Here is an 18067-nt window from a genome sequence, read left to right as displayed (position 1 = left end):
CTGTCGGTCCGAGAACCGACATTAAAAAGGCCGTCGCGCCAGCGACACAAACTAAGCCGCCGCCTTATGCTGATGCGTAAAACAATCCTTAGGACAAACCTTGGAGCACGCCTCGCAACCAATACAGTCGGCAGCATTTTTCAAGCTCATCACCATGCTGTTATCGTCATCGTCCTCAAAGTCGCCGTAATCGTCGCCAAAATCTTCGGCCGACAACGCTTCGTCTTTTTCGACCAAATCAAATACGTCGCGCGGACAAACCTTGAAACAACGGCCGCACCCGATACAAGTACGCTGATTAATGTCGGTAACATAGGACGGTGTCCAGACGGTGCCGCCAAAGGTCACGCCGGTTACAAATTCGCTCATGATCGTCTCCTACGCCGTTTCTTTGCTGGCAGCCAAGAACTTCTTGTTGGCATCATCCCAGGCTTTGCAGGCGTCGTAAGTGGCTTGCGCAATACCCATCAGCTCACCATAGGCGTCCGGCAATCTGTCTTCGATCAAATCGTGCAATACCGAGGCCGCCTCGCTAGCAATACGCTTGGCTTTCTTCACGTCTTTTTCCAATACTTTCAGTTCTTCGTCGCTCATCGCACACCTCAAGCTTCGGCTACTTCTCTATACGTTGTGATCAAACCCAGCGCTTTCTCAATGGTTGCATCGGTTTTGGCGGCCAAATCTTCCAGGCTGGGAAAACCAAAACGATGCACGTCGCGCAAGACTTTATCCACCACGATCAATTTACCGACCAATACCAAAGCCCGGCCGAAACCTTCGTGGGTGATGTTGATCACCGGCACGGCCATCAAACCGCCTTTTTTCTCGATCAACGAAGCGATTGAGTTGTAATAGGCTTTAACGCGAGCCAAGGTAATTTCATCCGGGTCGCCGATAATCGGTATCTCGCGTTTGCGTTCTTTGGTCATCACCAAAGGATCGATGATCTTTTCTTCCGACCAGCCTTCATAAGTGTCATAGGTATCGAGTGCGCGCAGTTGTTTGACCATCTCGACGACGATTTCCGAGTTCATGAACGGGTCGCCTGCTTCGACGACTAATGCGGGTTGAGCCATGGTGGTTCTCCTAATTTAGTGTTTAATCAATTTGAATACTTTTAATCGCGCTAGGCGCTAAACCCCGTATGCCGCGCCGAGCACCGAAGCGTTTATCGAGAATTGCCCGAAGGGGTGCGGCAAGGATGCCGCACGTCGGCGGAGGGGCTGGGAAGCCCCTTCTGCCGACCCTCGATAAACGCTTCGGCGCGCAGGATCAAAGCGGCATTTCGGGTGTCGTTTCTTTTGGATACTTTTCTTTGGACAAGCAAAGAAAAGTATCGCGGTCGTCGGTCCGCGAACCGACATTAAAGTTAGTCGTCGCTTCAGCGACACAAAAATCTGGCCGTTAAGTAACCGCGGCAAAATCATTCATCCCACCCCTCTTCTTCCATCGCGTTAAACCGCTCCGGATTGGGGCCTTTGTGTTGGTTGATGGCTTTGGCCAGCCAACTGGATGGGCCGGCTTTCATTTCGGCTTGTAAATCCGCGATCAGATCCTTGACGGTGCTGCCTTCGTGGACTTTGACCGGCTGAATGCCTTGCGCGACGATTTGTTTCACTGCAGAAGCACCAATCGCCAGGCAATACACGGCCGCGCAGCCTTCCAGCAACTGAATCTTCACCGACAACTTGTCTTCGTTACCATCTTGTGCGAGTTCGCCAAATTGCGCAGCTTCCATGAATTCGAACTGTTCCGGATCCACCGCGTAGACAGCAAACGATTTGGCTGAGCCAAAATGCTGATCAACGTGCACCATGTCGGTAGTGGCAAAAGCGACTTTAATAGCGGTTTCCATAGGCATCCTCTGTTCGTGGGTATGCAAAACGTGCATGCGGCGGGCTAATGACATGACGGCGAGCACGCTTGACGTTCGGATTCGGGTTTTTGCGCATACGGCGAGTAGTAAGGCTCGATCTCCTCGTGGGCAAAGTTGATCACCAAATTGGCTAAATCAAACAAGGTTTGCCGAGTGCCGCGATAGCCTATCCAGGTTTTTTGATAGCCACCGATGATGTCGTAGAGCGGAAAGCCAATGCGCAGTATCGGTATCCCCAAGCGTTCAGCGCTGGCGACCGCGTGTGAGTTACCGATCAGCAATTGCGCCTTGCGCTCCTTGGCCATGACTTCCAAATCTTCCAGGTCGCCGATCTTGATACTATCCACCGGTGCCGTTGCCAGCACCGGGGTATTTCCGGCGCAGATGGCCGTCACCACTTCCGCACCCATGCCTTGTACCAGATGAATCAAGGCGTTGAGTTGATCCGGATCAGCAGCGATAGCCACCCGCAGTTGGCCGAGCATGAAATGGGTATCCAGCATCGCGTCTTGCAATTGCGCACGCTGCCGTTCGATCTTTTGCGGCACCGGCATTTCGCTGATGTCGGCCAGCGTCGTGATCAAGGCGTCGTTAGCCTGCAAGCCATAAAGATGGTCAAAATAGAAACTGGGGACACCGGTTTTTTCCTGCAACAGCTCACCGGACTTGCGTAAGGACGCGCCGATTATCAAGCTGGCTTTAGCTTCACCCAAAGTCGCCAACTCGGACACTGGCGTACCGCCGATGGTTACCGGCGAAAAATCGTCGTCGGTCAAGCTGCCGTCCAGGGAGTCGGATAAGTCCGGCACCAACACCGGGCGTAAATTGAACTGTTCGATCAAATCGCGCAAAGCCTCCAGATCGCCAGGCGTCAGCATAGGGCTGACCAGACAATTGACCTGGCGCTGGCGATTGCCCGGCTTGGTCCCGGCACTTTGCGCATCGGGCACCAAGGCTTTGACGATTTCATAAATCGTCGCCGCATAGCCGGTTTCCACACAACCGGTGAAATCGGGCGTGTTCACCGCGACCACCGCCACGTGGGCATATTCCGGATAACGGTCGCGAAACTCGCGAACATTGCGGTGCACGTCGCAGCCTTGGGTTTCCGCCAAACCGGTGGTCAGTACCGCAATCAGAGCTGGGTTGGATTTTTCGGCAATCGCTTTGATGCCTTCGATGACGTTCTCGTCGGCACCCAACACGGAGCTAGCTTGATCCATCGCGGTGGTTTGCAGCGGAATCGGCTCTCGGAAATGCCGCACGAAAAACACCTTGGCAAACGCCGTGCAACCTTGCGAGCCGTGCAGCATCGGAATCGCCCGGTCAAAACCCAGGCAGGCCAAGGAACCGCCGGTAGGTTGACTGGCCTTTAGCGGATTGACCGACAGGGCTTTATTGCGTTTGACGATGTCGGCCATGCTATGCCGCCTGAGCCGCTAAAGGCTCTGCTGGCGCCTCGATAGTGGCCGATTTTTTCAGGCCTCCGGTGCGCCAGGGCGGCGTGGCCCGCACGGCTTCCCAAACCGGGCTTTCCAAAGTCAAAGCCAATTGCCGGACCAGTTCCAGCATGCCTTGATAACCTTCGTAACCGAACTCGCGCTCTTGATTGATGTCCAGGAACGGAATCCGCGCTTTCAACGCGGTGTACATATTCCGGCCGCCGGCGATCAGGATGTCGGCTTTGTAGTCGGCAACGACTTTTAACAAGGCTTTCGGGCTGCCGTCTTCGATCATCAGCGTGTCTTCGCCCATCAGTTCGCGAATCCGCGCTTTGTCTTCTTCAGTAGATTTCTTGGTGCCAGTAGCCACCACCACCATACCCAAATCCTGCAGTGCCGAGATCACCGACCAGCTTTTCACGCCGCCGGTAAACAACAATACCCGCTTGCCTTTTAGCCTTTCTCGCCAGGGCGCTAGCGCTTCGCGGATGCGGTTTTCCTCGCGGGCAATGATGGCTTCGGTGCGTTCGATTAAATCAGGATCGTTGATGACTCTGGCGAAATCGCGCAAAGCCTGGCTGGTATCGGTGATGCCGTAAAAACTGCCTTCGAACCACGGCGTGCCATAGCTTTGTTGTAGTTTACGGGCCACGTTGACCATGGCCTTAGAGCACACCATCATATTGACTTCGGCTTTATGCATGGTTTGCACTTCGCGGAAGCGGGCGTCGCCGGACAAGGTACACAATACGCGCAAGCCCATTTCGTCGAGTAGCGGTAGCACGTGCCAAAACTCGCCGGCGATGTTGTATTCGCCCACCAGATTCACGTCATGTACCTTGATACCGGGGCGCTCGGTGCCGGGCGGCAACGGATCAGGATCGCGGGTGCCGATCACGTGATTGACCATCGCGTCGCCGGCGATGCGGTTACCCAGGTTTTTGGTGCCGTAGAAGCCGGCGCAATCAATAGGTACGACCGGCACGCCCCAGCGTTCGGCGGCGGATTTGCAAGTCGCGTTGATGTCGTCGCCCACCAGAGCCGGTACGCAAGTGTTGTAGATAAACACCGCCGGCGGATTGTAGGTTTCGATGGCTTGTTTGATCGCATGGAACAGGCGTTTTTCGCTACGCCCCATCACCACGTCTTGTTCGGTCAAATCAGTGGTCATACCGATTCGGTATAATTCCGAGCCGGAAGAACGGGTGCCGCGGTTGTCCCAGGAAGAACCGGCACAGGCGATAGGGCCGTGAACAATATGGGCGACGTCGGCGATCGGTAATAGTGCAATCTGTGCTCCATCGAAGGCACAACCGCCCGCCGCCGAGCCGGGTTTAGGTTTGGCGCAGCCGGACTTTTCCTTCTTGTTGTGCTCGCAAGCCGGTTCGTCCAGCAGTTCCGCAATATCTTTGGTCGATTTCATAACACAACCTCACGTTTTTAATAATGCTTTTGCAACGGTTGTGCCAACTTATAAGCGCTTGAATTTTCTATGCTTTGAGCCAAGCTCATTTGTAGCAAACCCGACAATCGACCGCTGGCGCCAAACAAAATATTGTCTGAGTTAGCCCGACCTCCGGGAGCGGATTTATACTTTGCCCGCCAAGCAGCACTCCCCTACCGTTCACCATCGAGAACCATGACCGCTAAGCCCAAACGCCAGCACCGCTACAATCAAGGCACGACACTTTCCGCGTGGCGCGAGGCGCTGAACCAAATTGTGTTTGGTTCGGAAACCGCCGCCGGGCGGCGCTTCGATATCGCCTTGATCGTGGCGATTTTGCTGAGCATCGTGGTAGTGATGCTGGACAGCGTGGCCGATTTTCAACAACGTTACGCGACGGCGCTGTTCTGGGCGGAATGGCTGTTTACCGGTTTGTTTACGTTGGAATACGCGCTGCGTTTGATATGCGTACGTCGCCCTTGGCTGTATGCCCGCAGCTTTTTCGGCATTGTAGACTTGTTGTCGATACTGCCGGCTTATCTGGGTTTGCTGCTACCCGGCGCGGAATACATGCTGACTTTGCGGATTTTGCGGCTATTACGGATTTTCCGGGTGCTAAAGCTTTCCGAATATCTGGAAGAAGCCGACATTCTGGTGGTGGCTTTGGTTAATAGCGTACGAAAAATCACCGTGTTCTTATACGCGGTGCTGACCCTGGTCGTGGTGTTCGGCACCTTGATGTATGTCGTCGAAGGTCCGACCGCTGGCTTTACCAGTATTCCCAAAGCCGTGTACTGGGCCATTGTCACCATCACCACGGTCGGGTATGGTGACATCGCGCCGAAAACACCGTTCGGGCAGATGATCGCTTCTACCATTATGATCATGGGCTACGGCATTATCGCCGTGCCGACCGGCATTTATAGCGCCGAATTGCTCAACACCCGCAAAAACCAGAATCTGGATAACCGCGCCTGCCCGGATTGCGGCGCCGCCAGCCACGATTTCGACGCGGCGCATTGCAAGTATTGCGGGCATCGCTTGGACGAATAGTGGCTGCGCTATCCCTTAAACTACTTGTAACGCAACACAGCTAATGCTGGAAGAGTTTTGGCATTATTTGGGCGTGCGCACCGCCAGCCGCCAAGCGCGCTTATTGGGTTACGCTCGGGAAATGGCCGCTTTGCAAGTCAGGCACCGCCGCTGTCGCCAAGCTTGGCGACCGCATATCCAAGCCACTCAGCAGGCTTTGCTGAGTGCCGCACAATTGCTAGGCGATACGGGTGGTGGCGCCCTGATTATCGGCGGTGGCAGCGCACACGATCTACCCATCGCCGAGTTATTGCAGCATTTCGATCAGATAGTGTTGTTGGACATCGCCTTTAGTTACCCAAGCCGACGCCTTACCAAATGTTGGCCAAACCGAGTGTTTTGTTGTCCGCATGACGCCACCGGCATCGTGAACTGGCTGGCTCAGCATCGGCAAATCCCGCCAGCAGCGTTGGTGCAGAATCCGATAGCGCCCAAGTTAGCGGTCAAACCGCGTTGGGTCGCGTCGGTCAATTGCCTGACACAATTGCCTCTGCTTCCGCTGGACTGGTTGGCAAATACCGCCGCCGAGCCACGACAATTGGAAGCTTTCGGCCAGGCCTTGATGCTTGCCCACCTATATTGGCTGGATAGCTGGCAAACGCCGGTTTGTCTGATCACGGAAATTGCGGATCAACGCCATAGCCGCGCCGGCTTGCTTGATCGAACGGATTACCGGCCCGTTTTGAGTGACTATCTTCAAAATGCCGATCAATTGGCCTGTTGGGATTGGCTGGTCAATCCACCGGGTGAATTGCCGGAAGGGGGTTGGGAGTCGCGAACAGTAGCGGCCTATTTAAAGTAGACCGCTATGCTCTGTGCGAGGACTAAGTTTGATTAGGCCGAACAGAAAACAGCCGAATCGCCGTCTGGCAACGATCCGGCACTTTGACCCAAGCTATCAGAATGCACAGCCCGATTTAAACCCAAGCTTCTTCAAAATAATCGCTAGCGGTCAAAAACCACTGAACGACGCTTGCACTAAATTAGCCCCCACAAACGCGGTAAACCACAGCCCATTCGGCGAATGCCAGTGCGCCAGCGCAGCGCCAGACTGATCAGAACGAACGAGCCGGCAAACGCCATTACCAGACGATCAATAGACATATAGCCTGCTATTTCAAACGCACCACGCCGAGGAATTTCAAGATCATGCGTTCGTAAAACGGCTCGCTGATGCCGTTTTTAATCTTGCGCATGAAGTATTTCTCAAAACCGATTTTGGCAAGATGCACCCATTTGCCATGGTTGGACCAAGTGGTATTTCGGGGCGGGATTTGCGGCACGGCCAAGAACGCCACGCCGGTGTCGCCCAAGTCCGCCAGGCACAAAGCGCTTAAACTCGGCATGTCCGACGGCTGTTTGCCGGCCAGTTCGTCGCGGATGTTGTGGGCGGTAGCCGTCACCATGGATTCGATCATGTAACCGGTTTTAGGGGTACCGGTCGGCACCGGAGTTTTTTCCACCGGCGGCAAGGCGATGCAGACCCCGACCGAGTAAATGTTTTTGTAGGTGGGATTACGTTGATATTGATCGACAATCACGAAACCGCGGGGATTGGTCAAACCTTCCGCGCCGCAATGGCGCACCGCATCTACGCCGGTAAACGCCGGCAGCATCATCGAATGCTTGAACGGCACTTCATGTTTTTTCTTGTCGTTACCGTCTTCATCCACTTCGGTGACATACATCATGCCGGCTTCGATGCGATCCACTTTGGCGTTGGCGATCCATCTAATGGTCTTGTCGCGCAGCGCGCTTTCCAGCAAGCCTTTGGTGTCGCCGACCCCGCCGAGGCCCAGGTGGCCGATATATGGCTCGGAGGTGACAAAAGTCATCGGCACTTTGTCGCGGATTTTGCGTTTACGCAGTTCGGTTTCCAGAATCATCAGATATTCGTAAGCCGGGCCGAAACAGGACGCTCCTTGCACCGCGCCAACGACAATTGGACCGGGATCGGCCATAAATTTGTCCCAATCCTCGGCAGCCAATGCAGCATGATCGACATGGCAGACCGACGAGGTATGCCCACCGTGCGGCCCCAAACCCGGTACTTCATCGAAGGCCAGGCGTGGACCAGTGGCGATAATCAAATAGTCGTATTCAACCGAAGAGCCATCCGCCAGATCAATTTTGTTGTTGGCCGGATCGACTTTGGTCGCGGCCTTTTGAATGAAGTTGATGCCTTTTTTCGCCATCACCGGCGCCAGCTCGATTTTCAAATCCTCCGGTTTGCGCCATTTCGGCGGCACCCAGGGATTGGACGGCACAAAGTGGAAAGTCGGCGAATCGGAAATCACCACGACTTCATGCGCATTCCCCACTGTTTCCTTCATTTCGTAAGCCATCGGCACACCGCCGATCCCCGCACCCAACACTACAATTCTTGCCATGACCTTCTCCTCGCTGCTGTTTAGATGAACACACTCTGCATATTAATTATTTTTATAGTGGTGTTATATGCTTCAAAACCTTACGGCTCAAGAACATTAGGACCTCCTGATGCAATGAACTGAAATATTCCCGGCTTTTGATTGCTTTTGATGCCGAGGTAGACTGGGTACAATGCCCACTAATTACAGCATGCGGAACACTACCATGACCGAGAAACACGATACTGAACAAGCCTGGCGCGAGAAGCTAACTCCCGAGCAATATCATGTCTGCCGGGAAAAAGGTACCGAGCCGCCCTTTACCGGCAAATATACCGATTGTGACGAAGCCGGCGTGTACCGCTGTGTCTGCTGCGGTCACGCCCTGTTTACTTCTGAACATAAATTCCATTCCGGCTGCGGCTGGCCCAGTTTTTGGAATCCGCTGAACTCGGAAAGCCTGGATCAGCACCCCGATAACAGCCACGGCATGCGGCGAATTGAAGTGACCTGCCAGTCCTGTGGCGCTCACCTTGGCCATGTATTCGAAGACGGACCGCAACCAACAGGCCTGCGCTATTGCATTAATTCCGTGGCGCTGACACTGGAAAAATCATGATCTCCGCTCAGCAACAAGTGCAAGATTTGCTGGACTTCATCGACGCCAGCCCCAGCCCTTGGCATGCGGTGGCCAGCATAGAAGAACGCTTGCAGGCGCATCAGTTCCAACGCATCCAAGAAAGCAACACATGGTCATTGGTTAGCGGTGGTCGCTATTATGTGATCAGAGACGATTCTTCCATCGCCGCATTTGTCATCGGCAAACAAGCCTTGGCGGAAACCGGCTTCAAAATACTCGGCGCCCATACCGATTCGCCGGGGCTGCGCGTCAAACCGCAGCCGCTGATCGACTCGGACAAATTGCTGCGGCTGGCCGTGGAAGTATACGGCGGGCCAATTCTCGCTACGTTTACTGACCGTGATCTGAGTCTGGCCGGCCGTATTGCCTATCTGGATAAAAACGGCAACATTGCCAGCCGGCTACTGCGATTTGAAGAACCGTTGCTGCGTCTGCCGAATCTGGCGATTCATATGAACCGCAGCGTCAACGAAGACGGCCTGAAGCTAAAAAAACAAAGTGAGTTGCCGCTAATTTTTTCAGCCAGTGTCGAGCAACAATTACCCGCCGACCGGTTTCGGCAATTGCTGGAACAAGCCGGCAACATTGCCGCCGAGCGAATTTTAAGTTGGGAGCTCAATGCCTACGACACCCAGAAAGGCAGTCTGTGGGGTGATGAGCAACTGTTTTATGCCGATAGCCAATTGGATAATTTGGCGTCTTGCCATGCCGGACTGACGGCTTTGCTGGATGCACCGACACTGGATACCGAGAGCACTCTGGTCTGCGCGTTTTTCGATCACGAGGAAATCGGCAGCGAAAGCTGCAAAGGCGCGGCTGGCAGTTTCCTGCCGGATGTGCTTGAGCGTATCGCCAATGCGGTAGGCAGTAACCCGGACGACTACCGGCGTTCGCTAGCTAATAGTTTTATGGTTAGCGCGGATATGGCGCATGCCTATCAACCCAACTTTCCCGGCGCCTACGAACCCGGCCACAAAGTTATCGTCAACCATGGGCCGGTCATCAAGGTAAATGTTAACCATCGTTATGCCTCCGAATGCATTTCAGAGGCGACTTTCATCCGCGTTTGCCAGCAAGCCGGCGTGCCTTATCAAAAATACGCGCATCACGGCGACCTACCTTGCGGCAGTACGATAGGCCCGATAGCGTCGGCGAAATTAGGCATCCGCAGTGTCGATGTCGGCTCCCCTATGTGGGCCATGCACAGCATTCGCGAGAGTGCCGGCGTACTCGACCATGCCTATATGATTCGGGCCTTGCGGGGATTTTTCAGCAACCGATAATTTTTCAACTATCCTTGCCTGATGATTTTATCCGGTAGGGAATAACCTTGGTTTCCGTCTTTTCCACTGATGACGCATTGTCGTTGCGGCGCGCTTTTGAGCTCGTAAAGTGGGTAATCCTATGTTGCGTTGTCAGTCAGCCGTCGCCGGCAGACGAACTGAACCTGGAGTATAAGGTCAAGGCCGCCTATCTCTATAACTTCACCAAATTCATCACTTGGCCGGAAAAAGCCAGCCCCACCTTTAATATTTGTATCATCGGCCACGACCCTTTCGGCAGTCTGCTGAGCCCGCTGGAGAGCAAGACCGTTCAGGAAAAACCGATTCGGTTGTTCAAATTCGATGCGCCCAAACAGGCGAAAGATTGCGACATCGTCTATTTCGACAATCCCGAACAGCGGGCGGACCTTGCTTTACCCGGTGTATTACTGGTCGGATCGCTGAAAAAATCACTGACGGTCAGTAGTGAGCCGTTTTTTGCCGAATCCGGCGGCATGATCGGCTTTGCACTCGACGACGGCAAAGTCAAACTGCACCTCAACCTCAAGGCTTTGAAGCAAAGCGGTTTTAACGTCAGCGCCAAACTCATCGAAGTTGCCACGCTGGTGGAGGGGGGCGAGCATGAGTAGATTCTTCTCACGGCTATCCATCAAAGGCAAATTGTTCAGCATCGCCATCACCTCCAGCTTATTTTCCATGCTGTTGGCTTTGGTGATTTTGGTAACGGTGAACGTCACCGAAGTAAAGCGCAAGGCCCAAAGTGATTTAATAGCCGTAGCCAGCCTGATCGCCAACCGAAGTGTGGCCGCAGTGATGTTCGACGACGCCAATTTGGCCAAGGAAAACTTGGTGTCCTTGAATAATCTCCCCGATTTGCGCAGCGCTTGCGTCTACACCAAAAGAGGTCAGTTATTCACCTCGCTGGACAAGCAATCCGCCACCTGCCCGATCGTATCGCATGGCTTGCGTAATTATTTCGATAAACTCAACCTTTATGTTTATCAGCCCATGCGCCTGGACGACGAAATTGTCGGCGGAATCTTTCTGTCGTCGGACCTCAGTGCGGCCTTCTGGCGAGAACTGCAATTTATCGGTGTGGTGCTGATTGTATTGTTTGTGGCGTTATCGATTACCTTTTTGCTGACTGCCCCCTTATTAAACCGGGTGGCGAAACCCATCGCACAACTGGCTAAAACCGCGCAGAAAGTCAGCCAGGAACACGACTATTCCTTGCGCGCAGCCAAGCACAGCAATGATGAAATGGGCATTTTGGTCGATGCGTTCAACGGTATGCTGGATACCGTGGAGATTCAAAACAAAGCCTTGATTAGTGTCAAAAATAACTTCCAGGCCTTGTACGACAACAACCCGACCATGGTGTTTAACCTGGATATGCAAGGGCAAATCATCTCGGTAAACCGCTTCGGCGCCCGCCAGCTGGGTTTGAGCGTTGAGGAACTGCAAGGCTGCTCTATTTTCAACTTCGCCCATCCCGAAGATATAGGTAACTGCAACCAGTTCTTCCAAATCTGCCGTAATCATCCCGAACAAGTACATAAGCTGGAAAGCCGCATCATCTGCCGCAACGGCAACATCATCTGGGCCAGGGAAACCGCGCGCTTGGTGAAAGACGAAAACAATCGTTCGCACCTGTTGCTGGTTTGCGAAGACATTACCGAAACCCGACGCCTCTCGGAAAAAATCGCTTATCAGGCCAGCCACGACGAATTGACCGGCCTAGTCAACCGCCGCCAATTCGACATCCATATTCAAAACTTGGTGTTGGAGGCGCAAGCCAACGACAGCCATCACGTTCTGTGTTATTTGGATCTGGATCAATTCAAAATCGTCAACGATACCTGCGGCCATCTGGCCGGCGACGAGCTACTACGGCAGCTCGGCGAAGTACTGCGTCAACAAGTACGCAGAATGGACATATTGGCTAGACTGGGCGGCGACGAGTTTGGCATCCTGATGTCGTATTGTTCTCTGGAACAAGCCATCATCACCGGCGAAAAGTTACGTAATGCGGTATGCGACTTCCAATTTGCCTGGGAAAATCGCAGTTTCAATATCGGCGTAAGTATTGGTATCGCCCCGATCAATCGCGCCTGCGGCAATGCTGTTGATGTATTGAAAGAAGCCGATGCCGCCTGTTATGCCGCCAAGGAAAAAGGCCGCAACCGAGTACATATATTCAGTCCGGACGACGAAGAACTCACGCTGCGCCAAGGCGAAATGCAATGGGTGGAAAAAATCCGCCTGGGAATCGAGCGAGACCGCTTCCAGCTGTTCGGTCAATTGATCGTACCCATAGCCGCTAATCGTGGTGGTCTGCATTTCGAGACCTTAATCCGCTACCGAGACGATCAAGATAAGGTGATTCCGCCCGGTGCTTTTCTACCTGCCGCAGAACGCTACAATATGGCTTCGCCTTTAGACCGCTGGGTGATCTCCCGTTTGTTCGAGCACTTGGCAACGACGCCAGGCTTTCTGGACCGACTGGAAATGTGCTCGGTCAATCTGTCCGGTTTGTCGCTGTCGGACCAAGCCATGCTGGGCTTTATCGACGAGCAATTCCGCAAATGGCAGATACCCACCCACAAGATTTGTTTCGAAATCACCGAAACAGCCGCCATTAGCAATCTTTCCTATGCCCGGCAATTTATCGATTCGCTGCGCCAAAAAGGCTGCTCGTTCTCCCTGGATGATTTTGGCAGTGGCCTATCGTCTTTTGCTTACCTAAAGAACCTACCGGTGGATTATTTAAAGATAGACGGGCTATTCGTGAAGGACATAATGGATGATCGGGTGGATTTGACTATGGTTAAAGCGATCAACGAGGTCGCCCATGTAATGGGCAAAAAAACCATCGCCGAATTTGTGGAAAACCAGAGTATTTTCGATCTACTAGAAACCTTGGGAGTGAATTACGCACAAGGCTACGGCATTGCCAAACCGGTACCTCTGCGGGAATTATGAGAAATCCTATGCTGAAAACAGTGAAGAAACGGCTTTTCAAACACTCTCTAGTCCTTAGCCTCATTGGTCAGCAGGCCTATGCCGACCAAACCGTCAACGATTTTCTGGATTTATCGCCAGCGGAATTAGCTAATATTTCAGTGAGTATTGCCTCGGGTACCGCCAAATCGGTATCGCAATCGGCAGCGGTGACCACCGTTATCACCGCCGAGCAAATTGCCACGATGGGCGCTACCGATCTGCACGAGGTGTTGGAAACCGTACCTGGCATGCATGTGACGATCCAACCGGTGACTAACGACTATAGTTACACGATGCGCGGCATGCGCAATGAAACCAATGCCGAAGTCTTGCTCATGCTCAACGGCACACGTTTCTCCGTGCCCTATCAGGGTACGCATATGGCGGGAATGATTATTCCCGTCGAAAATATTCAACGTGTCGAGGTGATTCGCGGGCCGGGCTCCGCACTTTACGGCGCCGACGCCTTCGCGGGGGTGATTAATATCGTCACCAAAAAGGCAGCGGATATTGACGGCGTCACGGTCGGCGCACGCGGCGGCAATGCCGATACGAAAAGCACTTGGGGCCAATACGGCGGCAAATGGCAAGGCTGGGATGTGGCGGGTAGCCTGCAATATAGCCATAACGGGGTCGATCCAGATCGAATCATCGCCGCCGACGCGCAAACCCAAGTCGACCAAGCGTTGGGAACGAATATATCGCTCGCTCCCGGCCCCATGCAAACCCAAAACGAACGCTGGAACGGTCATCTCAGCTTACAGCGCAAACATTGGGATTTGGGATTTTGGGCTTTTAACGAAAGCGATTACGGGTTTCGTTCCGGCGCTTATGGCGCGCTGGATAACAAGGGCAAGGGCAATGGCAGCAATTACTTGGCGGATGTGCGTTATTCCACTGAGGATGATTTGGAGAACTGGGAACTACAAGCACACGCCAGCTTTTTACACAGCGATGTATCCGCCAATATTTACGGATTTCCGGCCGGCTCAATTTTACCGATTGGCGCGGACAGCAACGTCACCGATCAACTGGCGGCGACCCGAGGCTTGGTGCTATTTCCGGAGGGGCTGCGTTTTGTTGCCGGTTTTAAAAACACGGTACCCAGTTTTGAGTTAACCAGTATTTACAAAGGCTTTTCCGATCATTTAATCCGCATGATCGCCGGCTTCCGCTATGAGGAGATGAACACCCAGGAAGCGCGCAATTACGGCGTAGGTGTTATCAACGGGTCCGGGCTATCGGCATTTCCCGCCATCAATGTTGCTGGCGGTTTACAAGACTTAACTGGAACCCCTCTCACATTCATTGACGACCATCATCGCGACATCTGGTCCGCGGCGATACAAGACGAATGGCAATTTGCCAAGGACTGGCACCTGACCACCGGTTTGCGATTTGACCACTATTCCGACTTTGGCGGCACATTGAACCCCCGCGCTGCGTTGGTCTGGAACATCAATTCTGAATTGACTGCTAAATTGCTCTATGGACAAGCTTACAGAGCGCCAAGCTTCGTAGAACAATATCAACAAAACAGTCCGCTTTTCCTTGGTAACCCGTCTTTGAGCCCGGAAACCATCTCAACTACCGAGCTGGCATTCGATTATCGTCCAACGAAGAATCTGAGAACCGCGTTGAATTTGTACCATTATGAGATCCGCGATTTGATTAGCGGCCCGATTTCCGGCGTCGGCACGCTAACCGAGCGTAACACGTCAGGTCAGGACGGCTATGGCAGCGAGTTTGAATGGGATTGGAAATTTCACGCAGATTGGAATCTGCGCGGTAACTACGCTTGGCAATTTGCCCGTAGCGAAGCGACGCACACCCGGGTTAGCAATGTCCCCGAGCATCATGTTTACACCGCACTCGCCTGGAATTTTATGCCGAAATGGCAGATTCAAACCCAAATTAACTGGATAGGTCACCGCCTTAGCAGCCCGGAAGATACGCGAGTTTTAAAAGATTATGAAACGGTCGACCTAACTTTAAATGCGAAAAAACTGATGGGATATCTGGATCTGACGGCATCGGCTCGGAACCTGTTCGATAGCCACGGCAAGGAACCGGCTACCTCCAGTTATCCTTATAATTTGCCCATCGCCGGACAAACTTTTTATTTCGAGGCTGGTTTACACTTTTAGCTGCTTGCTTGCAGCGAATAATTCCGGTGGATGGCATCCAGAAGATAAGCAACGATCTTACGGCTCAACCAAGCTTCGCCAGCCGCGACTGCGTGGATCATTCTGTTGATATAGGCCGCCAGTGACTGACTATTCTGATAGCCCTTGGCGCCGGCCAACACGCAGTGCAGAATTTGCTCTTCATGCAAGTCATCGCCGATGATCACGATATTACTGGCAGGACTGGCCGCCAATAACAAGTTGGTATAGTCGGGCGTTTGGCTACCGCGCAACGCAAAATTCAGCAAAATGATGTTGGGTTGGAGCTGTTCGGCAGCATTAAGAGCTTGGATCTCATCCGAATAAAACGCAACATCCGCTTCCGCCATCAACATCAGTGGCTGGATTTGGTCGATGCTATCGATTACTTGTATTTTCATGATAAATCTTGCTGTCTGTTAGCTGACTGGCTTGCCACTTTGACCTCCGGAACTAATTTGTTAAATTCCTACGGCATTGCCCCTGACTATTGAATTCAGTTGGTAACATCGATAAATCCGTGTAATCCACGCTTGGAATCGACCGCCAGCCAACGCCTTAAGTATTGCAGCTCTTCGGTAGATTGCAATTCTTCGAGGCTTTTTTTATTTTTTAACAATCTGAACGCGGCGGAAAGCACTTTGTAATTCTCACCTACTATACCGGCTCGCCGTAAGCCCACTATGTTGAGCCGATAATGTTTCGCGGGCCGGCCACCTATCAGCATAAACGGGATCACGTCCATGTTAATCCCCGTAGTGCCTTGCACAATGGCATAAGCGCCGATCCGGCAAAATTGATGCACAACTACCGCCCCGCCCATAAACACGTTATGCCCCACCTCTACATGACCGCCAATCGCCACATTATTGGCAAAAATCGTTTTGTCACCAACCGCGCAATCATGGGCAACGTGGCTGTTGTTCATGAAATAGCAACCTGAACCGATCCTGGTAGCGCTGCCAGCTACTGTAGCCCTATGGGCGGTAAATCCTTCTCGAAACACGTTATTGTCCCCAATCTCTAGCCACGACTCGGTTTGCGCATCAAACCCCAAGTCCTGCGGCAAGCCGCCTAGTACAGCGTGCGGGTGTAACACATTACCGTCGCCTATTTTGACATGCGCATGCACTACGGCATGCGCACCTATTCGACTATTCGCGCCAATTACCGCACCCGCCTCTATCACCGCAAACGGGCCAACGCTGACGTTTTCTCCAAGCATGGCGCCGGTTTCGATAAAAGCGGTGGGATGAATCGATGCAGTCATGGTTAGCCTCTTGGATGATGTTGGGTATGTAATACTTTCAAACGCTGTTGGGCAATATGCGTATAAATTTGGGTAGTGGATAAATCCGAGTGGCCGAGCAGTAGCTGAACCACTCTAAGGTCAGCGCCATGATTCAATAAATGCGTGGCAAACGCATGACGCAGCGTATGCGGCGACAAATGTTTATCGATACCTGCCCGCACAGCATAGCGTTTGATAATGTGCCAAAAAGCCTGTCTGGTCATAGAAGTGCCCCGGGTGGTAACAAACAAATAGTCGCTTTGCCTATTCCCCAGGATTGCTTGTCTGGCAGTATTCAGATAACGTTCGGCCCAATCCATGGCTTCTTCACCAACCGGCACCAGGCGTTCCTTGTCGCCTTTGCCGACGATGCGCACACAACCTTGCCGAAAATTAATTTGGCTAAACTTCAGTTCGACTAACTCGGACACCCTCAGCCCTGTGGCGTAAAGCATTTCAAGCATCGTTCTATCCCTAAAACCCAACTTGTCGGTAACTTCCGGAGCATTTAACAACAATTCGACGTCGGTTTCTGACAATGAATCAGGTAACGTGCGACCAAGCTGTGGCGAGTCTATTAATTGGGTAGGATCGATATTAATCTTACCTTCGCGCAGCAAATAACCGTAAAAGCGCCGCAAACAAGAGACAATTCTGGCCGACGAACGGCTGGTTATACCTTGTTGCTGTCTGTTAGCCAAAAAACTTTTGATCGTCGTGTCGTCAACAGCGGTTATATCCTTATCCTTCAGCCACTTCGCAAACAATTTAAGATCGCTGCCGTAAGCCGATAGCGTATTGTCGCTTAATCCAAATTCCAACCACAATGCGTTTAAGAATGCCTCTATGGTCTGCGCCGAATTCATTCCCTGTCCAATCCCAAACCACGCTCGTACTCGAGTAAACGGTGTTTAAGCGCCACAAACTCGCCGTCGCCCTGCCCCATAAAACCGCCGATGCCACGCTTTGCCACCACCCGATGACACGGGATAATCCCGGCATAAGGGTTATTTCGGCAAGCCCCCGCTATTGCTCTAGGTCCTGAACCCAGCGTTTCCGCCAACCCCGAATATGTTTCCACTTGCCCGACGGGAATAGCCAATAACGCACTCCAAACCGTATTAGCGTACACGCTACCCTGGCTTAGCAAGGTAACATGCAGTTCGGTTTGCATCGGGTTTAACAGATAACTTTGCACACTAACAGCCTGTGGTGACAAAGTCTTAGTTAACTCTCCGCCAACGTGCCAAGATGCATCCGTAATGATTTCACCGGCCATGGTTAATATCAATTCCGCATTGAGTAGTGGCACGGCGAGCAGGGACTCTTCACCATCCGCAACATTTTGCCAAACGATATGTAAAGGCATCACATCTCTCTTTTGCTATCGGCAAAAAAAAAGGCAGCTGAGCAGGCCGCCTTTTCTCATTACCTGATTCGCTATAAACGAACCAGATTGCAG

19 protein-coding genes are annotated in these 18067 nt (G+C 52.7%); 7 read left to right on the top strand and 12 right to left on the bottom strand.

Annotated elements, in window-relative coordinates; translation table 11 throughout:
* Nucleotides 1–51: 51 nt before the first annotated feature.
* From fdxB to nifE, 6 genes are all read right to left on the bottom strand, one after another.
* On the bottom strand, nucleotides 52–369 hold the full coding sequence (gene fdxB, locus ACMXD4_RS04585; protein ID WP_171696455.1) for a ferredoxin III, nif-specific: 318 nt from the start codon (nucleotides 367–369) through the stop codon (nucleotides 52–54).
* A gap of 9 nt (nucleotides 370–378) precedes the next feature.
* Entirely contained in the window at nucleotides 379–594 is a 216-nt protein-coding gene (locus tag ACMXD4_RS04580) for a CCE_0567 family metalloprotein (RefSeq protein ID WP_020484884.1), read from the bottom strand.
* A gap of 8 nt (nucleotides 595–602) precedes the next feature.
* The gene (locus ACMXD4_RS04575; RefSeq protein ID WP_033157156.1) at nucleotides 603–1076 is read right to left on the bottom strand and encodes a NifX-associated nitrogen fixation protein; all 474 of its coding nucleotides are present in this window, start codon (nucleotides 1074–1076) and stop codon (nucleotides 603–605) included.
* A 347-nt stretch (nucleotides 1077–1423) separates the two neighbouring features.
* Nucleotides 1424–1855 carry a nitrogen fixation protein NifX gene (nifX, locus tag ACMXD4_RS04570; protein WP_415879989.1) on the bottom strand — a complete coding sequence of 144 codons (432 nt, stop codon included), beginning with the start codon at nucleotides 1853–1855 and terminating at the stop codon, nucleotides 1424–1426.
* A gap of 44 nt (nucleotides 1856–1899) precedes the next feature.
* Nucleotides 1900–3297, bottom strand: a complete 1398-nt coding sequence (nifN, locus tag ACMXD4_RS04565; protein ID WP_415879988.1) for a nitrogenase iron-molybdenum cofactor biosynthesis protein NifN — start codon at nucleotides 3295–3297, stop codon at nucleotides 1900–1902.
* A gap of 1 nt (nucleotide 3298) precedes the next feature.
* A complete protein-coding gene (gene nifE / locus ACMXD4_RS04560) occupies nucleotides 3299–4741 on the bottom strand; it encodes a nitrogenase iron-molybdenum cofactor biosynthesis protein NifE (RefSeq protein WP_033157159.1) in 1443 nt (480 codons plus the stop codon).
* A gap of 216 nt (nucleotides 4742–4957) precedes the next feature.
* Between nifE and ACMXD4_RS04555 the strand changes: the two genes are divergently transcribed.
* Nucleotides 4958–5815 carry an ion transporter gene (locus ACMXD4_RS04555; RefSeq protein WP_415879987.1) on the top strand — a complete coding sequence of 286 codons (858 nt, stop codon included), beginning with the start codon at nucleotides 4958–4960 and terminating at the stop codon, nucleotides 5813–5815.
* Nucleotides 5816–5858: 43 nt separating this feature from the next.
* Nucleotides 5859–6656, top strand: a complete 798-nt coding sequence (locus ACMXD4_RS04550; RefSeq protein ID WP_171696459.1) for a hypothetical protein — start codon at nucleotides 5859–5861, stop codon at nucleotides 6654–6656.
* Nucleotides 6657–6832: 176 nt separating this feature from the next.
* On the opposite strand, the gene ACMXD4_RS04545 is transcribed toward ACMXD4_RS04550, so the two are convergent.
* Nucleotides 6833–6958 (bottom strand): hypothetical protein, encoded by a 126-nt coding sequence (locus ACMXD4_RS04545; RefSeq protein WP_415879986.1) that lies wholly within the window; start codon nucleotides 6956–6958, stop codon nucleotides 6833–6835.
* An 8-nt stretch (nucleotides 6959–6966) separates the two neighbouring features.
* Nucleotides 6967–8244: an NAD(P)/FAD-dependent oxidoreductase gene (locus ACMXD4_RS04540; RefSeq protein WP_171696460.1), complete on the bottom strand. Its 1278-nt coding sequence runs from the start codon at nucleotides 8242–8244 to the stop codon at nucleotides 6967–6969.
* 205 nt (nucleotides 8245–8449) lie between these two features.
* Between ACMXD4_RS04540 and msrB the strand changes: the two genes are divergently transcribed.
* Genes msrB through ACMXD4_RS04515 form a run of 5 tightly spaced genes read left to right on the top strand, consistent with a single transcriptional unit; the run spans nucleotide 8450 to nucleotide 15296 of the window.
* Nucleotides 8450–8842: a peptide-methionine (R)-S-oxide reductase MsrB gene (gene msrB / locus ACMXD4_RS04535; protein WP_033157163.1), complete on the top strand. Its 393-nt coding sequence runs from the start codon at nucleotides 8450–8452 to the stop codon at nucleotides 8840–8842.
* Nucleotides 8839–10146, top strand: coding sequence for a M18 family aminopeptidase (locus tag ACMXD4_RS04530; protein WP_084153312.1), 1308 nt, complete (start codon nucleotides 8839–8841; stop codon nucleotides 10144–10146). The genes msrB and ACMXD4_RS04530 overlap by 4 nt, the downstream gene beginning before the upstream one ends.
* Nucleotides 10147–10193: 47 nt before the next feature.
* Nucleotides 10194–10775, top strand: a complete 582-nt coding sequence (locus ACMXD4_RS04525; protein WP_033157164.1) for a YfiR family protein — start codon at nucleotides 10194–10196, stop codon at nucleotides 10773–10775.
* Entirely contained in the window at nucleotides 10768–13128 is a 2361-nt protein-coding gene (locus ACMXD4_RS04520; RefSeq protein ID WP_415879985.1) for an EAL domain-containing protein, read from the top strand. Before ACMXD4_RS04525 ends, ACMXD4_RS04520 begins: the two co-directional genes overlap by 8 nt.
* Before the next feature lie 8 nt (nucleotides 13129–13136).
* Nucleotides 13137–15296, top strand: a complete 2160-nt coding sequence (locus tag ACMXD4_RS04515) for a TonB-dependent receptor plug domain-containing protein (RefSeq protein ID WP_415879984.1) — start codon at nucleotides 13137–13139, stop codon at nucleotides 15294–15296.
* Here ACMXD4_RS04515 and ACMXD4_RS04510 read toward each other — a convergent pair.
* From ACMXD4_RS04510 to ACMXD4_RS04495, 4 genes are all read right to left on the bottom strand, one after another.
* The gene (locus ACMXD4_RS04510; protein ID WP_415879983.1) at nucleotides 15293–15715 is read right to left on the bottom strand and encodes a DNA-binding response regulator; all 423 of its coding nucleotides are present in this window, start codon (nucleotides 15713–15715) and stop codon (nucleotides 15293–15295) included. The genes ACMXD4_RS04515 and ACMXD4_RS04510 overlap by 4 nt on opposite strands.
* Nucleotides 15716–15810: 95 nt before the next feature.
* Complete coding sequence (gene lpxA, locus ACMXD4_RS04505; RefSeq protein WP_415879982.1) at nucleotides 15811–16584, bottom strand: acyl-ACP--UDP-N-acetylglucosamine O-acyltransferase; 774 nt, start codon at nucleotides 16582–16584, stop codon at nucleotides 15811–15813.
* Nucleotides 16585–16586: 2 nt separating this feature from the next.
* Nucleotides 16587–17471 (bottom strand): site-specific tyrosine recombinase XerD, encoded by an 885-nt coding sequence (gene xerD, locus ACMXD4_RS04500; protein WP_205453396.1) that lies wholly within the window; start codon nucleotides 17469–17471, stop codon nucleotides 16587–16589.
* Complete coding sequence (locus ACMXD4_RS04495) at nucleotides 17468–17974, bottom strand: methylated-DNA--[protein]-cysteine S-methyltransferase (RefSeq protein ID WP_205453395.1); 507 nt, start codon at nucleotides 17972–17974, stop codon at nucleotides 17468–17470. The genes xerD and ACMXD4_RS04495 overlap by 4 nt, the downstream gene beginning before the upstream one ends.
* Nucleotides 17975–18067 lie beyond the last annotated feature (93 nt).

Origin of the sequence: Methylomonas sp. TEB (assembly GCF_047777895.1) — a bacterium.
Lineage (GTDB): Bacteria > Pseudomonadota > Gammaproteobacteria > Methylococcales > Methylomonadaceae > Methylomonas.
This window is presented reverse-complemented; position numbering and strand designations above follow the sequence as displayed.

Bases quoted from the DNA above. Each gene is read 5' to 3' on its own strand.
- xerD (WP_205453396.1), bottom strand. From the start codon at position 17,471: ATGAATTCGGCGCAGACCATAGAGGCATTCTTAAACGCATTGTGGTTG.
- ACMXD4_RS04540 (WP_171696460.1), bottom strand. From the start codon at position 8,244: ATGGCAAGAATTGTAGTGTTGGGTGCGGGGATCGGCGGTGTGCCGATG.
- nifX (WP_415879989.1), bottom strand. From the start codon at position 1,855: ATGGAAACCGCTATTAAAGTCGCTTTTGCCACTACCGACATGGTGCAC.
- ACMXD4_RS04575 (WP_033157156.1), bottom strand. From the start codon at position 1,076: ATGGCTCAACCCGCATTAGTCGTCGAAGCAGGCGACCCGTTCATGAAC.
- nifE (WP_033157159.1), bottom strand. From the start codon at position 4,741: ATGAAATCGACCAAAGATATTGCGGAACTGCTGGACGAACCGGCTTGC.
- ACMXD4_RS04580 (WP_020484884.1), bottom strand. From the start codon at position 594: ATGAGCGACGAAGAACTGAAAGTATTGGAAAAAGACGTGAAGAAAGCC.
- lpxA (WP_415879982.1), bottom strand. From the start codon at position 16,584: ATGACTGCATCGATTCATCCCACCGCTTTTATCGAAACCGGCGCCATG.
- ACMXD4_RS04495 (WP_205453395.1), bottom strand. From the start codon at position 17,974: ATGCCTTTACATATCGTTTGGCAAAATGTTGCGGATGGTGAAGAGTCC.
- msrB (WP_033157163.1), top strand. From the start codon at position 8,450: ATGACCGAGAAACACGATACTGAACAAGCCTGGCGCGAGAAGCTAACT.
- ACMXD4_RS04550 (WP_171696459.1), top strand. From the start codon at position 5,859: ATGCTGGAAGAGTTTTGGCATTATTTGGGCGTGCGCACCGCCAGCCGC.
- ACMXD4_RS04545 (WP_415879986.1), bottom strand. From the start codon at position 6,958: ATGTCTATTGATCGTCTGGTAATGGCGTTTGCCGGCTCGTTCGTTCTG.
- fdxB (WP_171696455.1), bottom strand. From the start codon at position 369: ATGAGCGAATTTGTAACCGGCGTGACCTTTGGCGGCACCGTCTGGACA.
- ACMXD4_RS04530 (WP_084153312.1), top strand. From the start codon at position 8,839: ATGATCTCCGCTCAGCAACAAGTGCAAGATTTGCTGGACTTCATCGAC.
- ACMXD4_RS04520 (WP_415879985.1), top strand. From the start codon at position 10,768: ATGAGTAGATTCTTCTCACGGCTATCCATCAAAGGCAAATTGTTCAGC.
- ACMXD4_RS04515 (WP_415879984.1), top strand. From the start codon at position 13,137: ATGCTGAAAACAGTGAAGAAACGGCTTTTCAAACACTCTCTAGTCCTT.
- ACMXD4_RS04555 (WP_415879987.1), top strand. From the start codon at position 4,958: ATGACCGCTAAGCCCAAACGCCAGCACCGCTACAATCAAGGCACGACA.
- ACMXD4_RS04510 (WP_415879983.1), bottom strand. From the start codon at position 15,715: ATGAAAATACAAGTAATCGATAGCATCGACCAAATCCAGCCACTGATG.
- nifN (WP_415879988.1), bottom strand. From the start codon at position 3,297: ATGGCCGACATCGTCAAACGCAATAAAGCCCTGTCGGTCAATCCGCTA.